The organism is Tissierella sp. (genome assembly GCF_032104385.1).
Lineage (GTDB): Bacteria > Bacillota > Clostridia > Tissierellales > Tissierellaceae > Tissierella.
Window position 1 is genome coordinate 16,252 of the sequence record NZ_DAMCHJ010000012.1, and the last position, 18,458, is coordinate 34,709.

At 30.1% G+C, this 18,458-nt stretch carries 18 protein-coding genes; 1 reads left to right on the forward strand and 17 read right to left on the reverse strand.

Annotation, left to right across the window (positions count from 1 at the left end):
• Nucleotides 1–11: 11 nt before the first annotated feature.
• From RT714_RS11840 to RT714_RS11895, 12 genes are all read right to left on the reverse strand, one after another.
• Nucleotides 12–1,226, reverse strand: coding sequence for a homoserine dehydrogenase (locus RT714_RS11840; RefSeq protein WP_313757857.1), 1,215 nt, complete (start codon nt 1,224–1,226; stop codon nt 12–14).
• A complete protein-coding gene (locus RT714_RS11845; protein WP_313757991.1) occupies nt 1,227–2,555 on the reverse strand; it encodes an aspartate kinase in 1,329 nt (442 codons plus the stop codon).
• A 322-nt stretch (nt 2,556–2,877) separates the two neighbouring features.
• Nucleotides 2,878–3,849, reverse strand: coding sequence for a hypothetical protein (locus RT714_RS11850; RefSeq protein WP_313757858.1), 972 nt, complete (start codon nt 3,847–3,849; stop codon nt 2,878–2,880).
• 11 nt (nt 3,850–3,860) lie between these two features.
• Nucleotides 3,861–4,955: a hypothetical protein gene (locus RT714_RS11855; RefSeq protein WP_313757859.1), complete on the reverse strand. Its 1,095-nt coding sequence runs from the start codon at nt 4,953–4,955 to the stop codon at nt 3,861–3,863.
• Nucleotides 4,948–5,841, reverse strand: coding sequence for an ABC transporter ATP-binding protein (locus RT714_RS11860; protein WP_313757860.1), 894 nt, complete (start codon nt 5,839–5,841; stop codon nt 4,948–4,950). Before RT714_RS11860 ends, RT714_RS11855 begins: the two co-directional genes overlap by 8 nt.
• Nucleotides 5,838–6,224, reverse strand: a complete 387-nt coding sequence (locus RT714_RS11865; RefSeq protein ID WP_313757862.1) for a GntR family transcriptional regulator — start codon at nt 6,222–6,224, stop codon at nt 5,838–5,840. Before RT714_RS11865 ends, RT714_RS11860 begins: the two co-directional genes overlap by 4 nt.
• 206 nt (nt 6,225–6,430) lie before the next feature.
• Nucleotides 6,431–7,225: a DUF169 domain-containing protein gene (locus tag RT714_RS11870; protein WP_313757864.1), complete on the reverse strand. Its 795-nt coding sequence runs from the start codon at nt 7,223–7,225 to the stop codon at nt 6,431–6,433.
• A gap of 17 nt (nt 7,226–7,242) precedes the next feature.
• Nucleotides 7,243–8,109 carry a MetQ/NlpA family ABC transporter substrate-binding protein gene (locus tag RT714_RS11875; protein WP_313757866.1) on the reverse strand — a complete coding sequence of 289 codons (867 nt, stop codon included), beginning with the start codon at nt 8,107–8,109 and terminating at the stop codon, nt 7,243–7,245.
• A gap of 15 nt (nt 8,110–8,124) precedes the next feature.
• The gene (locus RT714_RS11880) at nt 8,125–8,799 is read right to left on the reverse strand and encodes an ABC transporter permease subunit (protein ID WP_313757867.1); all 675 of its coding nucleotides are present in this window, start codon (nt 8,797–8,799) and stop codon (nt 8,125–8,127) included.
• A gap of 15 nt (nt 8,800–8,814) precedes the next feature.
• Nucleotides 8,815–9,786, reverse strand: coding sequence for a methionine ABC transporter ATP-binding protein (locus tag RT714_RS11885; protein ID WP_313757868.1), 972 nt, complete (start codon nt 9,784–9,786; stop codon nt 8,815–8,817).
• Nucleotides 9,787–9,810: 24 nt separating this feature from the next.
• Nucleotides 9,811–10,584 (reverse strand): creatininase family protein, encoded by a 774-nt coding sequence (locus tag RT714_RS11890; protein WP_313757869.1) that lies wholly within the window; start codon nt 10,582–10,584, stop codon nt 9,811–9,813.
• Nucleotides 10,585–10,595: 11 nt separating this feature from the next.
• Complete coding sequence (locus RT714_RS11895) at nt 10,596–11,456, reverse strand: MetQ/NlpA family ABC transporter substrate-binding protein (RefSeq protein WP_313757871.1); 861 nt, start codon at nt 11,454–11,456, stop codon at nt 10,596–10,598.
• 308 nt (nt 11,457–11,764) lie between these two features.
• Between RT714_RS11895 and RT714_RS11900 the strand changes: the two genes are divergently transcribed.
• The gene (locus RT714_RS11900) at nt 11,765–12,958 is read left to right on the forward strand and encodes a saccharopine dehydrogenase NADP-binding domain-containing protein (RefSeq protein ID WP_313757873.1); all 1,194 of its coding nucleotides are present in this window, start codon (nt 11,765–11,767) and stop codon (nt 12,956–12,958) included.
• A 144-nt stretch (nt 12,959–13,102) separates the two neighbouring features.
• On the opposite strand, the gene RT714_RS11905 is transcribed toward RT714_RS11900, so the two are convergent.
• The 5 genes from RT714_RS11905 to RT714_RS11925 form a co-directional block, all read right to left on the reverse strand.
• Nucleotides 13,103–13,744 carry an ATP-binding cassette domain-containing protein gene (locus RT714_RS11905; RefSeq protein WP_313757874.1) on the reverse strand — a complete coding sequence of 214 codons (642 nt, stop codon included), beginning with the start codon at nt 13,742–13,744 and terminating at the stop codon, nt 13,103–13,105.
• Nucleotides 13,728–14,537: an ATP-binding cassette domain-containing protein gene (locus tag RT714_RS11910; protein WP_313757876.1), complete on the reverse strand. Its 810-nt coding sequence runs from the start codon at nt 14,535–14,537 to the stop codon at nt 13,728–13,730. The genes RT714_RS11905 and RT714_RS11910 overlap by 17 nt, the downstream gene beginning before the upstream one ends.
• Before the next feature lie 9 nt (nt 14,538–14,546).
• Entirely contained in the window at nt 14,547–15,368 is an 822-nt protein-coding gene (locus tag RT714_RS11915; protein WP_313757878.1) for an ABC transporter permease, read from the reverse strand.
• Complete coding sequence (locus RT714_RS11920; protein ID WP_313757879.1) at nt 15,365–16,351, reverse strand: ABC transporter permease; 987 nt, start codon at nt 16,349–16,351, stop codon at nt 15,365–15,367. The genes RT714_RS11915 and RT714_RS11920 overlap by 4 nt, the downstream gene beginning before the upstream one ends.
• Nucleotides 16,352–16,419: 68 nt before the next feature.
• Nucleotides 16,420–18,054 (reverse strand): ABC transporter substrate-binding protein, encoded by a 1,635-nt coding sequence (locus RT714_RS11925; RefSeq protein ID WP_313757880.1) that lies wholly within the window; start codon nt 18,052–18,054, stop codon nt 16,420–16,422.
• Nucleotides 18,055–18,458: the final 404 nt, after the last annotated feature.

Below are 18,458 nucleotides of genomic sequence, written 5' to 3' on the forward strand. Positions count from 1 at the left end.
ATTATCATCCCTCACTTAATCATTCTTCCTAAAAAATACTCGTCATCATCAATCCCTAGGGATGCAATTAAATCTAGAATATTCTGTATAGATACTTCTCTAGTAATGATTGCAATATTATCTGTTGTAGATAAGATTTTATCTGCTATATCCTGTAAAATGGTGAATTTCTCCTTATCTTCTGAAGAAACTCTCAAATAATATGGTTCTTTTATCTTTTCGTTAATATTTTTAAGTTTTCTTGTCCCTAATGGATTCCCCTTTCTATAAGAACTTTTCACTATATCTAATACATCAGATAATACTGCATTTGCAGTAGGAAGTTTTCCTGCTCCCGAACCATAAAATTTTAACTCTCCAACATTGTTTCCAATAAAAGCTACAGAATTAAATGCCATCTTTACATTACCAAAATAGGAATTCTTTTTTATAATGGTAGGCTGAACCATTGCAGTAAATTTATCTCCTGTAGATTTAATTTCTGCAATCAATTTTACTGTATATCCTAAGTTCTTTATTTGTTCAATATCAAAAGGGATAATACCTTTTATACCCCTCACTAAAATATCTTCCTCTGAAATCTTTCCTTTTAAAGCAATAGTTCCTAATATTCTAAGTTTCCGTAATGTATCATATCCTTCTATATCAGCTGTTGGATCTAATTCAGCATAACCAAGTTCTTGAGCTATTTTTAATGCTTCTTCATAAGCTAATCTTTCATCAAACATTCTAGTTAAAATATAATTACATGTTCCATTTAATATCCCTTGTATTTGGGTAATTTCATTGGTTGCCACCACTTCCTTTAAAGGTTTTAATATAGGTATTCCTCCGCCTACACTTGCTTCATATAAAAAAGCACAATTGTTTCTATTTGCTATATTTGTTAGTTCTTCAAAATATTTAGATACTACTGCTTTATTGGCTGTCACTACATCTTTTCCTGCATTTAATGATTTCTTTATATAGTTATAAGATTCTTCTAAATCACCAGTAGCTTCAATAATTATACTAATATCAGGGTCTTCTAAAATTTCCTCAAATTCTAACGTAATCAAGCTTTTTCCTAGTGAAATATTCCTTTTCTTATTAATGTTTTTTACTAAAATCCTCTTGATAAATAATTCTGATCCTAGAATAGATTTAAGCTCATCTTTTCTTTTATTTAATATCTCTACTACTCCTGAACCAACTGTCCCAAGTCCAAGTAATCCAATGTTTATCATTTAATCAACTCCTATTAAACCTTCATTTTCAAAAGCCTCATATATAGCCCTCATAGCTAAATCAAAATCTTCATTTTCAATTCCTATAATTATATTTAATTCAGATGAACCCTGAGAGATCATTCTAACATTGACTCCACTATTTCCCAAAGCAGTAAATACCTTAGCAGATACACCTTTAGCTTTTATCATCCCTCTTCCTACCACTGCAATTAATGCCATATTAGGATAACAAGATATTGAGTCTGGATTACAATATATACGTATTTCTTCAATTACCTTGTCCATTTTTGAATTAAGTTCCGAATTTGAAACTATTACCGATATTGAGTCTATGCCTGTTGGTACATGTTCAATTGAAATATCATTAGTTTCAAATACAGAAATCAGCTTTCTTAATATACCTGTTTCTGAATTCATTAGAGTTTTTTCTATAGATATAACAGTAAAGTCCTTTTTTCCTGAAATGCCTGTTATATTTCCTAAACTAGCTGGAATATAATCGTTTACAATCATAGTTCCAGGTTCTTCCGGAATATTTGTATTCTTAATATTTATAGGTATCCCTGCATTTTTCACTGGAAAAATGGCCTCCTCATGAAGGACAGGAGCTCCCATATATGAAAGTTCTCTAAGTTCCTTATAATTAATGATTTCAATAGGTTTAGGATTTTTTACAATTCTAGGATCTGCCATTAAAAATCCAGATACATCTGTCCAGTTTTCATAAAGCTTTCCTTTTACTCCATTGGCAATAATAGCTCCTGTTATATCGGAACCTCCTCGAGAAAAACTTACTATCTCACCATTTTCTTTAGCCCCATAAAATCCAGGAATAACACCATGAGAAACCTTTGTTAGTTTTGATTCGATTTTTTTCTGTGTATCTTCTGGAGCAAAGTAACCTTTATTATCAAATACAATTAACTCTGCAGCATCTATAAATTCAAACCCCAAATAATTTGAAAGTATAATACCATTTAAATACTCTCCTCTACTAGCAGAATAATCTCTAGAGGCACCATTTTTAATTTTTTCTTTTATTTCAGTTAAAATTTCATCAATATTTAAACTTAAATTTAATTCATCACATATCCCTTTATATCGTTTTTCAATAATTGAATATACCTCTTCAAAGTTTAATCCATGGGATGCAAGTTGATGGCACATATACAATAAATCCGTTATTTTATGATCCTTGCTGTTTCTTTTCCCTGGTGCTGATGGTATTATATATCTTCTTCTAGAGTCTGCTTTGATTATGTCTTTTACCTTGATAAATTGAGTACTATCAGCTAAGGAACTTCCTCCAAATTTTGCTACAATTATTTCTTTCAATTCTAACTCCTCCTATATCTATTATAAAAATATATACAAAAAAACTCGTCCAAAATAGGACGAGTTTTTTATTCTCGTTTCCACCTAAAAACAAATTAAGTAAATAGCTTTAACGCAGCAAACGCATATCTCTACTATTGTTCAAGATTGAGCTCATAGGTGGTTTTCAATCTAGTGTATCCAAGAAGTCTTTCAGCCGGTGAACTTCTCTCTCTAATGACCTTAAAAGATTTACTCGTCCTATTCAAAGCTTAGGATATAATTTTAAATATTTCTACCATTATACAGCATTGTCTTGTTAAAGTAAAGTGTTTTATTTTTTTTCAATAGAAAAATAAATAAACTGCTTACTTTCTCCTAAATATTTATTTCCTTTATTGCCTTCAATAATAATATTATATTTTTCTGTAGATATTTTTTTACTATTAACCTTTTCTTCAAAAATATCCCTATATTCTTCTAATAATAATATTATTTCCTCTTTATTTAAGTTCAGACTAGAAAGCAAGTTTAGATAAACTTTTATATCTATTACATCTAATTCACTATCTTTATCTTTTTTTATAAGTATATTTACTTTTTCTATCTCTTTGCTCTTTAAAAACAAATTATATCTAATACTAGGATTATCAGTTCTATAGTTTCCTATATATCCACTGCTGTTTACAAAATTTATTAAATCCAGTTCTTCTCCCTTAATTACATTATCTAAAATGTAATTATCCTCGGAAATTTTATTAAAAATTTTTCTATAATTATTATCTTTAATATCTAGAATATTTAGTTCAACAGCTATACGATTATCTTTATAATTTATATTGTCTACTGTTGAAACTGTTACAATTGCTCTCCCTATTTTCTTTGAAAGTAAAGTATTTGGTTCTAATCTTTTATTTGACATTTCCTTTACATAAGCTTTTAATCCACGAGCTATACTCTTATCTATAATCTGAATTAAATCATTGAAATAATCTTCATGATATCTAGACATATTATTATCAAATCTTGTATTATAAGAATCTCTTGGATAATTATCATATATATTTATATATAGTAAATCAAAATTATCGTTCTTTAGAACATCTTTATATTTTTCTCCTAAATGATTTATCTCATCTATAACATTTTTAATATTTTCTTCTACATATACCTGCTCTTGATTATCACTAAGGGAATGGGCTTTCACTATTCTTACTCTATTATTAAAATTATCCTCTGTATTTACTATTCCTGAACAGCTAGTTAAAATTAAAGAGCATCCAATTAACCCTATTAATTTTTTCATAATTATCCCTCCTATCTATTTCCTACTTCAGTTATTTTATTGCTTATAAAATAGCCTATATAGGCTGATACCAAAATTATAATCAAGAACAATATATTATTTATTTCAATCATCAAAAATCTGTTAAAAATCATAGATACTAATAATCCACTACATATAGTAACTCCAAACTTAAATACTTGCCTAAATATCTTAAATATTATTATTCTATTTTCATCTTCTATTTTTGAATTCTTTGCAAATTTATAGGCTATGGTTACATTTAAGGAACTTAAAATCATACTCACTAGATATTTCAATGGTAGGTTTTCTATAATATTTTTCCTTACTATACTTCTGCCTGTATTATCTATAATTAAATCTATAGAGCCATAATCTATAGGATATGCCCAAGGTAATAGCCAATTAGCCTTTTCCAATATTTTATTTAATAACTCAGACCCGTATATAGAAATAATATTAAATCTTCCTAGCGTTAATATCGTAGCCCATAGTAGAAATAACGGTGCTAACCATATTAATATTCCAGTTACTATGCCACCAACAGTATGTGTAAAAGTATATTGAATCATAAATAGAAATGTATAAAAGCTAATAACTACAAAATAGATTATCCCCATTTCCTTTAGAATAGTACCTACACTATCTATTTCTATAAAAGGTTCTGATATTAAACTTATTTTATATATATCTTTTATCCAAAACATATTGCTTTTTCTTACAACTATTAAACCTATTATTAAAACTATAAACCCCAATGTTATATTTACTAATCCAAGTAATATCTTGACTTTAAAAAATTCTTCCCTCTTTATTGGCAAGGATTTTAGAAACCTACCTATTTCTTGACCTTTTTCTGATTGAAATTGCATAAATACTTGTATTATTGCAATAACTGTAAATAATACTAATACCATAGGTGCAATTCTTTCCATTGCATCTTTAATTAGAGTTTCATTTCTAGATATACCGTCAAAAATCATCCTCTCATATCTAGTATTTAAATTTATACTAAACATTAGTATAATAAAAAAACTAATTATAACAGATAACAATGATATCCATTTCATAGATCTAGTCTCATGTTTTAATATTGATCTATTCACATATTTCACTCCTATCTATTTTTTTATTTGTATATATAAATATCTCCTCTAAAGAAATTCCTACACTTTCAATAAGTTCTGCCCCTAAGTTATTTAAATCTGATAATATTTCTTCACCATAATTATCAATAATTAAATAATATACACTTCCTATTTTTTCAATATTTATAATACTATCTATTTTTTCAAGTTCTTTTTCCACGTCTTTTTTAAATATGACCTGCAGCTTTTTAACACTTTCTTTTATTTCATCTATATTAGATTGATATTTAACCTTCCCTTTATGAAGTATTGTTACTTCATCACATATTTTCTCCAGCTCTCCAATATGATGGGAGCTTATAACTACTGTATTTTCTTTTTCATGTACTTGATTTATTAGAATATCTAATAAATCCTTTTTTATAATAGCATCTAATCCAGAAGTTGGTTCATCTAATATTAAAACTTCAGGATTTATAGATAAATTTAACATTAAGGCTAATCTCATTTGCATACCTTTTGATAATTGCCTTATTTTTTTATCTAATTTTAAATTAAAAATTTCATTGTAATTATAAAAATCATCTGCTGAAAAATCTTTATATATTCCTGAGTAAAAATCTAATAATTCTTTTATCTTGTAATCTTTAAAATATTGGTTTCTATCTGCTACATATCCTATTTTTTCTTTAACTTTTCTATTATCATAAACCTCCTCACCATCTATAAGTATCTTACCTTCCTCTACTTGATATACTCCTGATAACATCTGTAGTAAAGTAGTTTTACCAGCTCCATTTTCTCCTATTATTCCATGTATTGTACCTTTTTTTATACTTATATTAACATCATCTAAGGCTTTAAAGCCATTAAAAACCTTATTTACACCTATTACTTCTATCATTTTATCCCTCCTTCTATACCTAATTGTATTTTATCTATCTCTTCATAAATTTTATTTTTGTCATATCCTAAGTGTACCAACTCTATACATATATCTCTAAGCCCCTCTAAAGCTTTTTCTAATCTTTCATAATCAACAGGTCCCTCACTATAAGCACTCATAAAAGTTCCCCTCCCCCGAACAGTATAGATTATCTTCTGTCTTTCCAGTTCTTGATAAGCTTTGCTAACAGTATTAGGATTGACAGAGAGCATACTAGCCATCTGCCTTACGGAAGGTAGCTTGTCATCTGGTTTAAGTATATTCTTTAAAGATAATTCTTTTATGCTATCTATAATTTGTTCATATATGGGTTTATCACTCATAATATTTATATTAAACATAATAACCCTCCTTTCTAGTGTACCACGTGTATTATGTGTATTATATATTGTAGTACACTATTTGTAAAGTGTTTTTTATAATTTTAACAACTTTAACTATTAATTAAAGCACTTAATAGAAACTATTATAATATTTAAGGGATTTCTCATATGAGAAATCCCTTAAATATTATAATTTATTCTGTAAAATCATTATCATTTCAATATTAAATTCCGCCATAAAGCCCATCATCATAATTCTTATTATATATAATTTGAACATATTCTTCTAAACCATTTTCTATTATTCTTGCCTGAATTTTAGCTTTATTTTTATTTCTTTCTATTGGATTAATAGTCATTTCTATACCATTAACTATTTCATTAAACATATGATATGGCATTCCTACCCCTAGTTCACTGTTTTCCCACTGAGCTAAAAGTCTAGTTCCTGCACATAACATAGATACATTTATATCATTAGTTTCAAATGGATATGATGTACACTCCTGACATATAGCTTGCATTCCAGCTAATTTGATATTCTTAGCTTGTCCATTGTAATATGCATATCCTTGAGTAATACGCATCATATTATATGGTTCTGTAACTATAATCACAACGTCTGGCTCTACTTCAAATTCCTTTAATGGCATTATATTTATGCCATATATTCTATGTTTACAATAGACCATATCTTTGCTTACGCTTCTGCCTATACATAAGTCTTTATAAGTTCCTATTTTAACTCTACCTTTGCCAGAGTCATCTTCATGAGTTGTTTCTAGTAATCCTACAGCTTTGGCTGCAGAAAGACAAGCAAAATTTTCTAATTTTGCCTTTATACACTCCCCTCTCATTCCATTTCTGACCATTGTACAATATGCCATCTTATTTGTAAGTGCTCTTCCTTTTGATTCTATAAACTCCTCTTCATCAAATAAAAACTTTACACCTACAACCTCTCTGTTCAAATCTAAATATGCATGTAATTTTAATATGTTTAATTTTATATTATCCAATTATATCTCCTCTCAGTCTATTCAAATAGAACATAGGTAAAATCATAACGGTTATTAAATTTCTCTTTAAATTCTTCTTGTCTTTGATATTCAAGAACGGCCTTAACCCAATCTTCATTTTTATCTTCACTTCTTACAATTAATCCTAATGGATAATCTTCGTTAGATTTATCTTCAAATAAAAAATCTGTTTGATCATATCCTGCATCTCTCATAGCATTTGCACCACATATAATTGCATCTACATCTTTAAAACTTCTTGCCGTTGCTGTTATTTCTGTTTCAAGAATAGTCACATCTTTAATATTTTCTTCAACATCTACTAGACTATAAAATTCTTTAGTTTTTTCTCCCAATTTTAAGAAGCCTAATTCTTCAAGAATTCTCAAGCTTCTGTCTAAGTTTGCTGGATCTCCTGGAACTGCTATAGTTGCTCCTTCTGGTATTGCTTCTGTACTGTCATATTTTGATGAATATAATGCATTTCTAAAATAATACATATAAGGTTCTGGCATTACTAAATCTGATTCATTTTCCTTATTAAAAGTATTTAACCAAACTAAATGATTCAATATTACCCCATCTACATTTCCATCTCTTAAGGCTGTGGCTGGAAGATGATTTCCATCAAATACAACAGCTTCTATTTCAAACCCTTTATCCTTTAACCCTTCTGATAAAAATGTAATTATAGGTTCTGTTATTGACATACAGCCTATTTGAACTTTTACGGGAGTTCCTTTTACCTCTTCTGTTTCTGTTCCTGGGTTTACCTCAGATTTTACTGGTGCAGAATCTTCCTTTTCTGTGCCACATGAAGTCAATATTAATGCTAATGACAACATTATAAGCATAAATCCTCTTAATTTAAATTTCCTTTTCATTTTACTCCTCCTTTTTTATAAGCTTTTTTTATATAACCAGTTTCCTATTGTCTGTGTAACTTGTACCATTAAAAACAATATAAAAACTGATGTATATAGGACCGAATTATTAAAGCTTTGATAACCATAATTTAGCGCAATAGCACCTATACCTCCACCACCAACTGCTCCAGCAATAGTACTTCCTGCAATATAGTTTATAGTTGACATTGTTGCTATAGATACTATGCCTGGTATAGACTCCTTAACTATTACTCTGAAAACCACCTGTAAATCTGAAGCACCAAATGATTTTGCAGCTTCAATTAGTTGTGGATCTACACATTTATATGTATTCTCCAAAGCTCTTCCTATAAAGCATGTAGCTGCTAATGTCAAAGGTAAAATAACAGCTTTTTCACCCACTGTAGTTCCTACGATTTTTCTAGTTAAGGGTGATACTGCTACTATTAATATAAGTATAGGAAAAGACCTTACTGTATTTACTATAAAGTCTAAAAACTTATAAACTTTCTTTTTAGGATTTAAACCTGTTGGTGAATACATGGTAAGTAAAATAGAAAGTCCAAATCCAAATAACATACCAAATAATACTGTTGCTCCTACCATCCTAAGTGTAGCAAATACTGATGGTGCTATAATTTTTCTGAAAAACTTCCACCAATCTTGCCAAAAGCCCGCATCTAACATGTAATATCACCTCTCCTACTTTAATCTCTTCCATATAAAACCTTCATTATTTAAATAGTTTCCAACATCTGCATAACTTTCTTCTGGAATATTTATTATAAGAGAACCTAACTGATTTCCACTAAACATCTCCATATCTCCACTAACTATTAAGCAATCTATATTTAGTTCTCTGGAAATCTTACTAATTATGGGCTTTCTACCATTCTCTTCTGTGAAAAAGATTTCTACTGTAATTCCTTTATCAGGAAGTACTACTTCTGTACTGCCCATTAGATTTTCAAGTGCTTTTGGTCTTTCTCTGAAAATTTCATTTACATTTCCTTGAACTGCAACTACACCATCTTCTAGTATAGATATTTCCTCACAAATACTTCTAAGAACTGACATTTGATGTGTAACAACTACAAGTGTTATTCCCATCTCTCTATTTATATCATCTAATAATTCAATTGTTGATTGAGCTGTCTTAGGATCCAATGCAGATGTAGCCTCATCACATAATAATATCTTAGGATTTAGGGTTAATGCCCTTCCAACAGCAACTCTTTGTTTTTGTCCACCTGATAATTCTCTTGGTCTAGAATGAATCTTTTCCGGTATTCCAATTAACTCAAGTAACTCTTTAACTTTTCTATCAATATAGTTGTTATTATACTTCCAACATCTTAATGGAAGTGCGATATTTTCATATACATCTAACCTATTTAATAAGGAAAAATGTTGAAATATCATTCCTATGTTTTTTCTAAGTTCCATTAGCTCAGACTTATTTAAATCTTTTATTTCAACATTATCTACTTTTAATGAACCTCCACTATATGATTCTAATCCATTTATACACCTTAACAAAGTAGACTTTCCTGTTCCACTTCTTCCTATAAGCCCATATTTTGATCCTGCTGGAATATCTATATTCACTCCCTTTAAAACCTTTATGCAGCCATATGATTTTTCCAGCTCTCTAATACTAATCAATTTATTCACCACCTAACATTAGAAATATGACTACTATTTATAGTCATATTTCCAATCCATATTATCTAACTTTTTAACTAAACTAATGAGATATTCTGTAAATTCATTTAACAAGAGCTGTCCTTTTTCTAAAGTAGCACTTTTTGAATCTCCAGTAGTTCCTGTTTTGGTGACTTCACTTATATCCCAAATTACCATAACTCCATGCTGTGTTAACTCATTTACATCATTATGAACCTGACAACAAGCTCTATCTAAATCTACTAATTTCTCATCTATTGCCATCATTAATGACGTTTCAGCTTCTCCAGCATGACCTTTTCCATCCCAGGTTGAATAATTATCTTTTAGAATAGTTCTTGAGTAATACCACCATCCTGGAACTATTAGTATAGTAGCTTCTTTATTTTCATTCTTAACATTCTTGGCTGCTATTTCAAGAGCAGGTATATTAGCATCGTGACCATTTAAAATTAGTATATTTTTTAATCCATATTTAATTAAACTGGTCAATATATCTTCCGTCAATTTAATTGTAGTTTCATATCTTAGGTTTATTGACATAGGATATTGATTGTAATTAATTGATGTTCCAAAAGGTACTGGAGGTGCTATTATAGTACCTTCACATTCTCTTGCAATTCTTTCGGCCATTTCTATAGGAATAAAAATATCTGTTCCCATAGGTAAATGTTTTCCATGTGATTCACAACTCCCAAAGGGCAATATAACCTTGTTGATAGTATTATTTTCTATACCTTCCGATAACTCTCTAGTATTTAGTTTATTCAAATAAATTTCTCTCATAATTATCCTCTTTAATTATCAAATAAAATAAAAGTTCCCTTATAATGTTCATTAAACTTATTCTTGAAGCTTTCAGTTTGAGTAGCTTCCATAAAGACCTTTACCCAATCCTGATTTTCTGTTTCTTCCCTAACTGTCAAGCTTATAGGAAATTCTTTATCTACAGGATCATCAAATAAACTATTGTTAAAATCCTCTCCTGCTAACCTCATAGCATTTGCTCCCGATATAATCATATCTACATCATATAAACTTTTAACCGTTGCTGTTATTTCTGTTTCTATTAACTCTATATTTTTTGGATTTTCTATAATATCAACTATATTACATAGCTTTTTTTCTTCATCAATTTTTATAAGTCCCATTCTTTGAAGCAGCCTTAGACTACGATCCATATTATTTGGATCTGCTGGTATAGCAACCTGCGCTCCATCTGGTAACTCATCTATTGAATCATATTTTGATGAATAAACTCCATTTTTAAAATAATAAACATATGGTTCTACCATTTTTAGATTTGAACCATTCTTCTCATTAAATACTTCTACCCATTGTAAATGATTAACCACAAAACCATCTATACTTCCGTCATTTAATGCTGTTGCTGGTATATTTGACGTTCCATCAAACATAACTTTCTCAATTTCATACTCTGAATCAGCCATCTCCTCTGTAATTATATCAATTATAGTTTCTGTAATCCTCATACACCCTATCTTTACAACTTGCTTTCCTTCAGAATTTGTAACCTTTTCTTTTTCACTTCTACTACTAGCATCATTTTGACTGTTAATATTTCCACCACATCCTGAAAGTAAAAATGATAAAATCAAAATCACAGCAAGTCCCATTAAATTCCTTTTTTTGACCAAATTTAACCCTCCTAATAAATTCTAGCAAATTCCAACAAATTCCAACAAACATCATTATATATTTATCAATAGATATAGTCTAATAGATATTATCTATAGTGTTTAGACTATAATAAATTATATCTATTTGCTTTATGATAACTATAAGCTTATTTTTTAACTTTTTACAGGAAATAGAATACACTAAATATGGCAAAAAAATTACTCCATGATATCTCTTAAGAGTTAGACTTTTCCAATTGCTGGTGATATAATATTAACAATAAGGTGTTATAAAAATATGTCAAAACTATTTAAGGAGGATTATTATGAAACTGGTTGTATTAGGTGGAGCAGGTTCTCAAGCACTTTATGGAATTAGAGATTTAATCAATCATGGTAGCATTTTCGACGAGGTAGTTATTTCATCTCGTAATCTTGAAAAAAACAAGAAAATTGTAGAAGAGCTAAATTCACCAATAATTAAAGCTGCAGAAGTTGATGTTTCTGACGAAGAAGCATTATACGAACTTATAAAGGATTGTGACGTAGTTGCTAACTGTACAGGTCCTTACCATATTCTTGCATATAAGATTATAGACACTACAATAAAGGCTGGCAAACACTATATTGACTTCTGTGACGATATCGAAGCATTCAACAAGATATTTGAATCAGACTTACCTAAGAAAGCTGAAGAAAAAGGACTTAGTATGATAATGGGTCTTGGAGCAAGCCCAGGATTTTTATCAGTACTGGCATGTAGTGCAGAACAACGTTATTTTGATTCACTAAAGGAAGCTATATTCTATTTTGCATGTGATGAGAAAGAACCAGGTGGTCCTGCAGTGCTTGGTCATATGTTAGAATGTATACACAACGCGCCATATATTAAAGATGGAGAAAAATTTAACGAACCTTCATTCCGTGAAGAATGGGATTTTGACTTTGGAGAACCTTATGGTGTTCGTAAAGTTACTAGAATAGGCCATCCTGAAGTATTTACATTCCCCAGATACTCACCAGAAATTCAAAACGTATCCATAAGATTTAGTCTTGAGCCATTCTCAGCATACGAAGGCTTTAGAGATCTTAGCTTAGCAGGTCTTACATCTGATCACAAACTTGATATCAATGGCAATCCTGTATCACCTCGTGACTTTGCACTAGCTGTATTATTAGCACAAAAGGCAAGTCAGCCAGTCATGACAAAAGAAGAACTTAAAGAATTTTTAAAAGGAGTTACTGCATGTGCAGCTACTGAACTCCATGGAAAAAAAGATGGTAAAGACATATCTTATATAGGAAGAGTAGCTGGAAACATGGCTCCACTTACAGCAATACCACTGATCATAGGTGCTGAAATGTTAGGTAAAGGTGAAATATCTAAAAAAGGTATAATGGTAGCTGAGGAAGCTATTGAAGATGCAGATAAATTTGTAAAGGAGACTATAAAGAGAATCCGTCAAGATGGCTTTGGATTTAAAGTTAGAGAAGAACTTACCCTTAGAGAAGAATATTAAAAAACAATATAGTATTTATTATAAAACCTTATAAAAGCTATTTTTTTAGCTATTATAAGGTTTTTATTTATTATTTATTAAATTTGTAGATTCTTTAAAATCTTAACTACATATCTATCTCTTAAATAATTATTTTTAGATAGTCTAAACTTCATGACAACAATTAATATTATTTTTATCCTTATTTAACTCGTCCATATAATAAATACTATCACATATTTTATTTAATATATTTTTTTCATGACTAACTACAACTATACCTATATCTCTTTTTTTACATATCTGTAATAATTTATTCCAAATTTTTGCTTGAGTAATTCCATCTAGCATAGTAGTCATTTCATCTGCAATAATATACTTAGTATTAACATTTAATGAACGAACTATAGAAAACCTTTGTAATTCTCCACCTGATAGTTCAATAGGCCATCTATTCATCCATTCATGTTTTATTCCAAAATTATCTAATAACTCCTTATCTGGACTATAGCTTTCATTTATAATTCTTTCCATCTTCCATTTTGGGTTCATAGCTTTTTCAGGATGTTGCAGTATTAACTGTACTTTTTGAAAACCCTTATTTTGTTTTTTTTCCCCATCAATTAGTATTTCCCCTTCACAGGGCTGTACATAATTTGCTAATACTTTAGCAAAAGTTGTTTTGCCACATCCGCTATATCCAGATATACCCACTACTTCTCCTGAATTAATAGTTAAATTTACATTTCTAAATATCCATTTATTCTTCTCATAATAAAAACCTAACTTTTTACATTCTAGTGACATTAAACTCCCCCATATCTATAAATTCATTTTCAGGTAATGATCTCCACAACAGTCTTGCATATTCGGTTTTTAGTTTACTACCATCCCCTTCAAAAGCTTCTGCCGAAGATGTTTCTATATTTTCTCCGTCTTTAAATATTGTTACATAATCACATATTTTAAGAGCAGAAATAATATCATGGGTAATTAGCATAACAGCCATACCACTGTCTGCAAATTTCCTAAGTTGTAAAAGTATAGTATCTAAAACTTCAGGATGTATGCCAGGAGTCGGTTCATCAGCTATAACAAGCTGCACCCCTTCCCTTACACTGGTTGCAAATAAAACACGCCTAAGCATTCCCCCAGATAATTGAAAAGGATATAGATCTCCATGAGCTTTTTCCAAACCATAGCTTTGAAATAAATCTTCTTGAATATTTTTAGCTTTTTCTTTAGGTAATCCTATTCTAACTTGATCTTTAACCTTCATAAGTGGATCTAAATAGTTTATAGATTGTGGAATAAAGGCAATCTCCTTACCTCTTAATTTCTCTATTAATCCTAAAGACATTTTCCTCCCTTTATAATACATCTCTCCCTCTATTGTTGCATTTCTAGGAAGAATACCCATAATGGCATGGGCAAGCAAACTTTTACCAGAACCACTAGCCCCAACTACTGCTAATATTTCTCCTTTATTAATCTCAATATTTAAAGATTCTACTGGAGTTATCTTTTGTATATTTATTCCCTTCGTATATTGACTAAAGGAAATACATAAATCTTTAACTTTTAATATGTTTTCACTCATATTTACCTCCTATATATGACTCGTTTGGGGAGTTAATAGTGTACTCAATGATTCTCCAATATTATCAAAACTTTTTACTAATATAACAAGTAATAAACCTGGATATACAGCAAGCCACCAATCTCCAATTGATATATGCTTTACAGCTTCAGATAAAATTACTCCTATAGATGGAGTTTGCGCAGATAAACCAAATCCTAGAAAAGTCATGGAAGCCTCATGTAATATAGCATGAGGGAATAGTAATAAAAATCCTATCATAACTTGAGGAATTATAGCCGGTAAAATATGATTTCTAACAATAGACATTTTACTTTTCCCAAAGTTTTGGGATATCTTTATATAGTCTAAATTTTTAATATTGTTTACTTCATTTCTAACTAATCTAGCCAATGTAGGCCAATGTGTTAATGCTACTGCCACTATAACTCCTTTTGCACCTTTTCCTACAGCAAATGATATTAAAATCATAAATATCATATGTGGCATACCTATAAACATATCTATAAGCCACAGTATTATAGAATCTATCTTTCTTCCACATGTAGCAGCAATAACTCCTAAAGTAATAGCAAATATAGCTCCTATTAAAGCTCCTGAAAATCCTACTAACATAGAAAATCTTAAACCTTTGATAGTCCTTGTAAACATATCTCTTCCTAACCAATCAGTGCCAAAAATATGTTCACTATTTGGCGACAAACTTTTTTTTCTACTATTGGTCATTAATTTATCTTCACCTAAAGAAAATCCTAAGATTATGATAATAGAAATTATTAATATAGATAATATTATAGAGAATACTAGTTTTTTTCTTGAGTTTAATTTCATGCCTGCTGTCCCTCCTGTTTCAAATATGGATTTATCCTTGAGTTTATAATATCTCCAATCATATTGCCAAAGAAAACAAAAACAGCACTAATCATTATAATCCCTAATAGTAAAGGCATATCACTTTTTAATCCTGCTTCTGTCAATGTAGAACCTAATCCAGGATAAGAAAAGACTTGTTCAGCTAATATAGAACCTCCAAATAATTCTCCAAAGGATGCAAAATGAATAGTTATAGCTGGTACTATTGCATTTCTAAGAGCATGATTTTTAAATATTTGAAAGTCACTCTCTCCTCTTGCTTTAGCAAAAAGTACATATTCGTCATTTAGTACATCTATCATTTTTTCTCTAGTATGCAATACTACATTTGCAGTTCCTAAAACGCTCAATGTAAGGGCTGGCAATATAAGGTGATGTATCTTCTCCCATATGGTAACTTCACTTTTAATAACACCTATAGGAGCGGAAATCCCTATAGGAAACCATCTCAATTTTACAGAAAAAATCAATAGAAATATTAAACCAATCCAAAATGTCGGAACAGAAGCTTGTAAATACGCAAACCATTTTATTATCCTATCTGATAACTTCCCTCTGTTAAAAGCAGCTATAGTACCTAGGGCTATCCCTATAATTCCTGAAAGGACCCAAGATACTCCCATTAATGCTGCTGAGGCCAATGCCTTTTCTTTTATAACTTCTATAACCAGTCTTTTATGTACTCTAGAAATCCCCATATTTCCAGAAAGAATACTTTTCAGCCAAGAAAAATATTGACTAATTGGAGGTTTATTAAGTCCCCAATACTCTTCAATAGCTGCATATTGTTCCGGAGTCATAGACGTATCATAATCAACACTAGCCATTACTGGATCAATGGGCGAACTTTTCATTAAAACAAAAGTCAATATAGAAAGACCTAAAAGAAGCGTAAGACCTCTTAACAATTTATGAAAAATAAACAAACTTCGTTTTTCCAAATTTATTCCTCCTAACTATTATTTTAGAAAGGTGCCATATAATATATATGACACCTTAAAATCTACCTTTAGTCCTCTTCCCAAGTCCACTCATATATATTGTGAAGCAAAGACCAATCATGTCCATGACTGTGTATAGGTTGGTTCCCAACATTTAATCTTTTATCTCCTAAGTAAGTATGGTTAAACCTAACTAACCAACAATTTGGTATATCTCCCAATGTACTAGCACCAGCCTCCCCATCCCATTGAGCTAATTTCCAATATTTATTTGCTTCATCTAGATCTGTAGCAGTCATGGCTTTATTCATATATTCCATAACCTTAGGATTATCATAAAAAGTTATATTAGCCCAACCATAGCCCGCTCTTTCTGGACTATGAGACTCATAGAATTGATTTGGGTGATGTCTTCCACCAGCATATAAAAGAGCCACTTCATGAGATTTTGTCACCATCTCATCCCAATTACTTCCAACTAATTTAATATCTATTCCCAAATTCTTAGCCTGTTCTGAAGCTGCAATAGCCACATTGGTTCTTAACTTATCATTTGTAGGATAATATAATTCAAATTCTGATCTAATACCATCTCTTTCACGTATTTTATCTTTTCCTTCTTTCCATCCTGCTTCATCCAGTAACTTTTTAGCCTCCTCAACTCTCCCATCTTCAATAGCTGTTTCTGGATTCCACCATGGCATCCCATCTATAACTGAATAAGCTGGCTTTCCATGTCCATTTAGAACAGTATCTACAATCTCTTGTCTATTAAGACCTATATTCAATGCTTTTCTTATAATTGGATCACTTGTAACTTCATTCCCTACAGGATATCCATCTGGTGATTCGATTTTACCAGGCTTAACATAAGGTAAAGATAATCCTCTAACGTCATTGGATTCAAACTCGAATAGTTTCCAACCTGGTAGCTCTTCATCAGCAAATTCAGGAATAGCATATATAATGTCTACTTTCCCTGCCTTAGCTGCAGCAAGAGCAGTGTTTTCATCTAAACAAACCCAAGTCCACTTTTTAAAATATGGTTCTTCTCCATGCCAGTACGGATTAACCTCAAAAATAGCTTGCTCATCTTTATCGTATTGTGTCACCATATATGGCCCTGAACCTATAGGGTTTTGAGAGTAATTGTCGTTATAGTGGTTCTTAGGTACTATGGGAACTTCTGTAAGTTGTGCCCAAAACGTAGAGCGTGGCTCATTTAAATATATTTCCACTTTGTTTTCTTCAGGAATTTCTATTTTATCAATAAACCCTAAATCCCAGTGCTGACCATATTCTTTTAACATATCATAGGAAAATTTAACATCTTCTGCAGTTACTAACTCTCCATTAGAGAACTTAAAATTATCATGAAGATCAAAGCTCCATATCTTTCCATCCTCTGAAATACTATAATCTTTAGCTAAATCTCCGACTATATCTAAATCAGCAGTTTTCATAAGTAATGTGCTATGTATAATATGTGCCTCATTATACATTCCCCATCTTTGTTTTGGGTCAAATTCATGAGGTATCCTTTCTCCCATAGAGACAATTAATTCATCCTTCTTTAAATTAGACTCTGTTTCTTTATTTTCACCTATGTCTTTATTAGATACCTTCTTGCTTTGACAAGCTACAAGACTTCCAATAACAACAAGGCATAAAAATATTAATATACCTTTTTTATGTTTTTTCATTCAAATCCATCCTTTCTATTTATTAAATATTTTTATAAGTTGATATGGTGTATTTTACAAGATAACCTGTAATTCATTAACATGTAACCATATAAGTAAATTATCTTTCCATTTATCCCCTCCTATAAAGCAAATTGCCTATTTTATATGCTATTTTTTAAATAAAAAACTAAATTTAATTAATAACCTAAGTCTAAAGATAATTATATTGATAATGATTATCAATATCAACTCCAAAAAATAGTTTTCCTGCTCCAATAATTAAAAACTTCTAATATTTTTAACTATATTTCTAATATTAAATTGACTCTAAAAAATATCATATATTTTTCTATTGAACAATATAAAACCTGGTAGTCGCTATTTCTTCTAGCTACTACCAGGTTTTACTTATCACTTCCTTT

Excerpts from the sequence above, each read along its gene's own strand:
- RT714_RS11860 (WP_313757860.1), bottom strand. The coding sequence starts at position 5,841 with ATGATAGAAGTAATAGGTGTAAATAAGGTTTTTAATGGCTTTAAAGCC.
- RT714_RS11890 (WP_313757869.1), bottom strand. The coding sequence starts at position 10,584 with ATGAGAGAAATTTATTTGAATAAACTAAATACTAGAGAGTTATCGGAA.
- RT714_RS11840 (WP_313757857.1), bottom strand. The coding sequence starts at position 1,226 with ATGATAAACATTGGATTACTTGGACTTGGGACAGTTGGTTCAGGAGTA.
- RT714_RS11915 (WP_313757878.1), bottom strand. The coding sequence starts at position 15,368 with ATGAAATTAAACTCAAGAAAAAAACTAGTATTCTCTATAATATTATCT.
- RT714_RS11905 (WP_313757874.1), bottom strand. The coding sequence starts at position 13,744 with ATGTCACTAGAATGTAAAAAGTTAGGTTTTTATTATGAGAAGAATAAA.
- RT714_RS11900 (WP_313757873.1), top strand. The coding sequence starts at position 11,765 with ATGAAACTGGTTGTATTAGGTGGAGCAGGTTCTCAAGCACTTTATGGA.
- RT714_RS11880 (WP_313757867.1), bottom strand. The coding sequence starts at position 8,799 with ATGTTAGATGCGGGCTTTTGGCAAGATTGGTGGAAGTTTTTCAGAAAA.
- RT714_RS11850 (WP_313757858.1), bottom strand. The coding sequence starts at position 3,849 with ATGAAAAAATTAATAGGGTTAATTGGATGCTCTTTAATTTTAACTAGC.
- RT714_RS11910 (WP_313757876.1), bottom strand. The coding sequence starts at position 14,537 with ATGAGTGAAAACATATTAAAAGTTAAAGATTTATGTATTTCCTTTAGT.
- RT714_RS11875 (WP_313757866.1), bottom strand. The coding sequence starts at position 8,109 with ATGAAAAGGAAATTTAAATTAAGAGGATTTATGCTTATAATGTTGTCA.
- RT714_RS11925 (WP_313757880.1), bottom strand. The coding sequence starts at position 18,054 with ATGAAAAAACATAAAAAAGGTATATTAATATTTTTATGCCTTGTTGTT.
- RT714_RS11865 (WP_313757862.1), bottom strand. The coding sequence starts at position 6,224 with ATGTTTAATATAAATATTATGAGTGATAAACCCATATATGAACAAATT.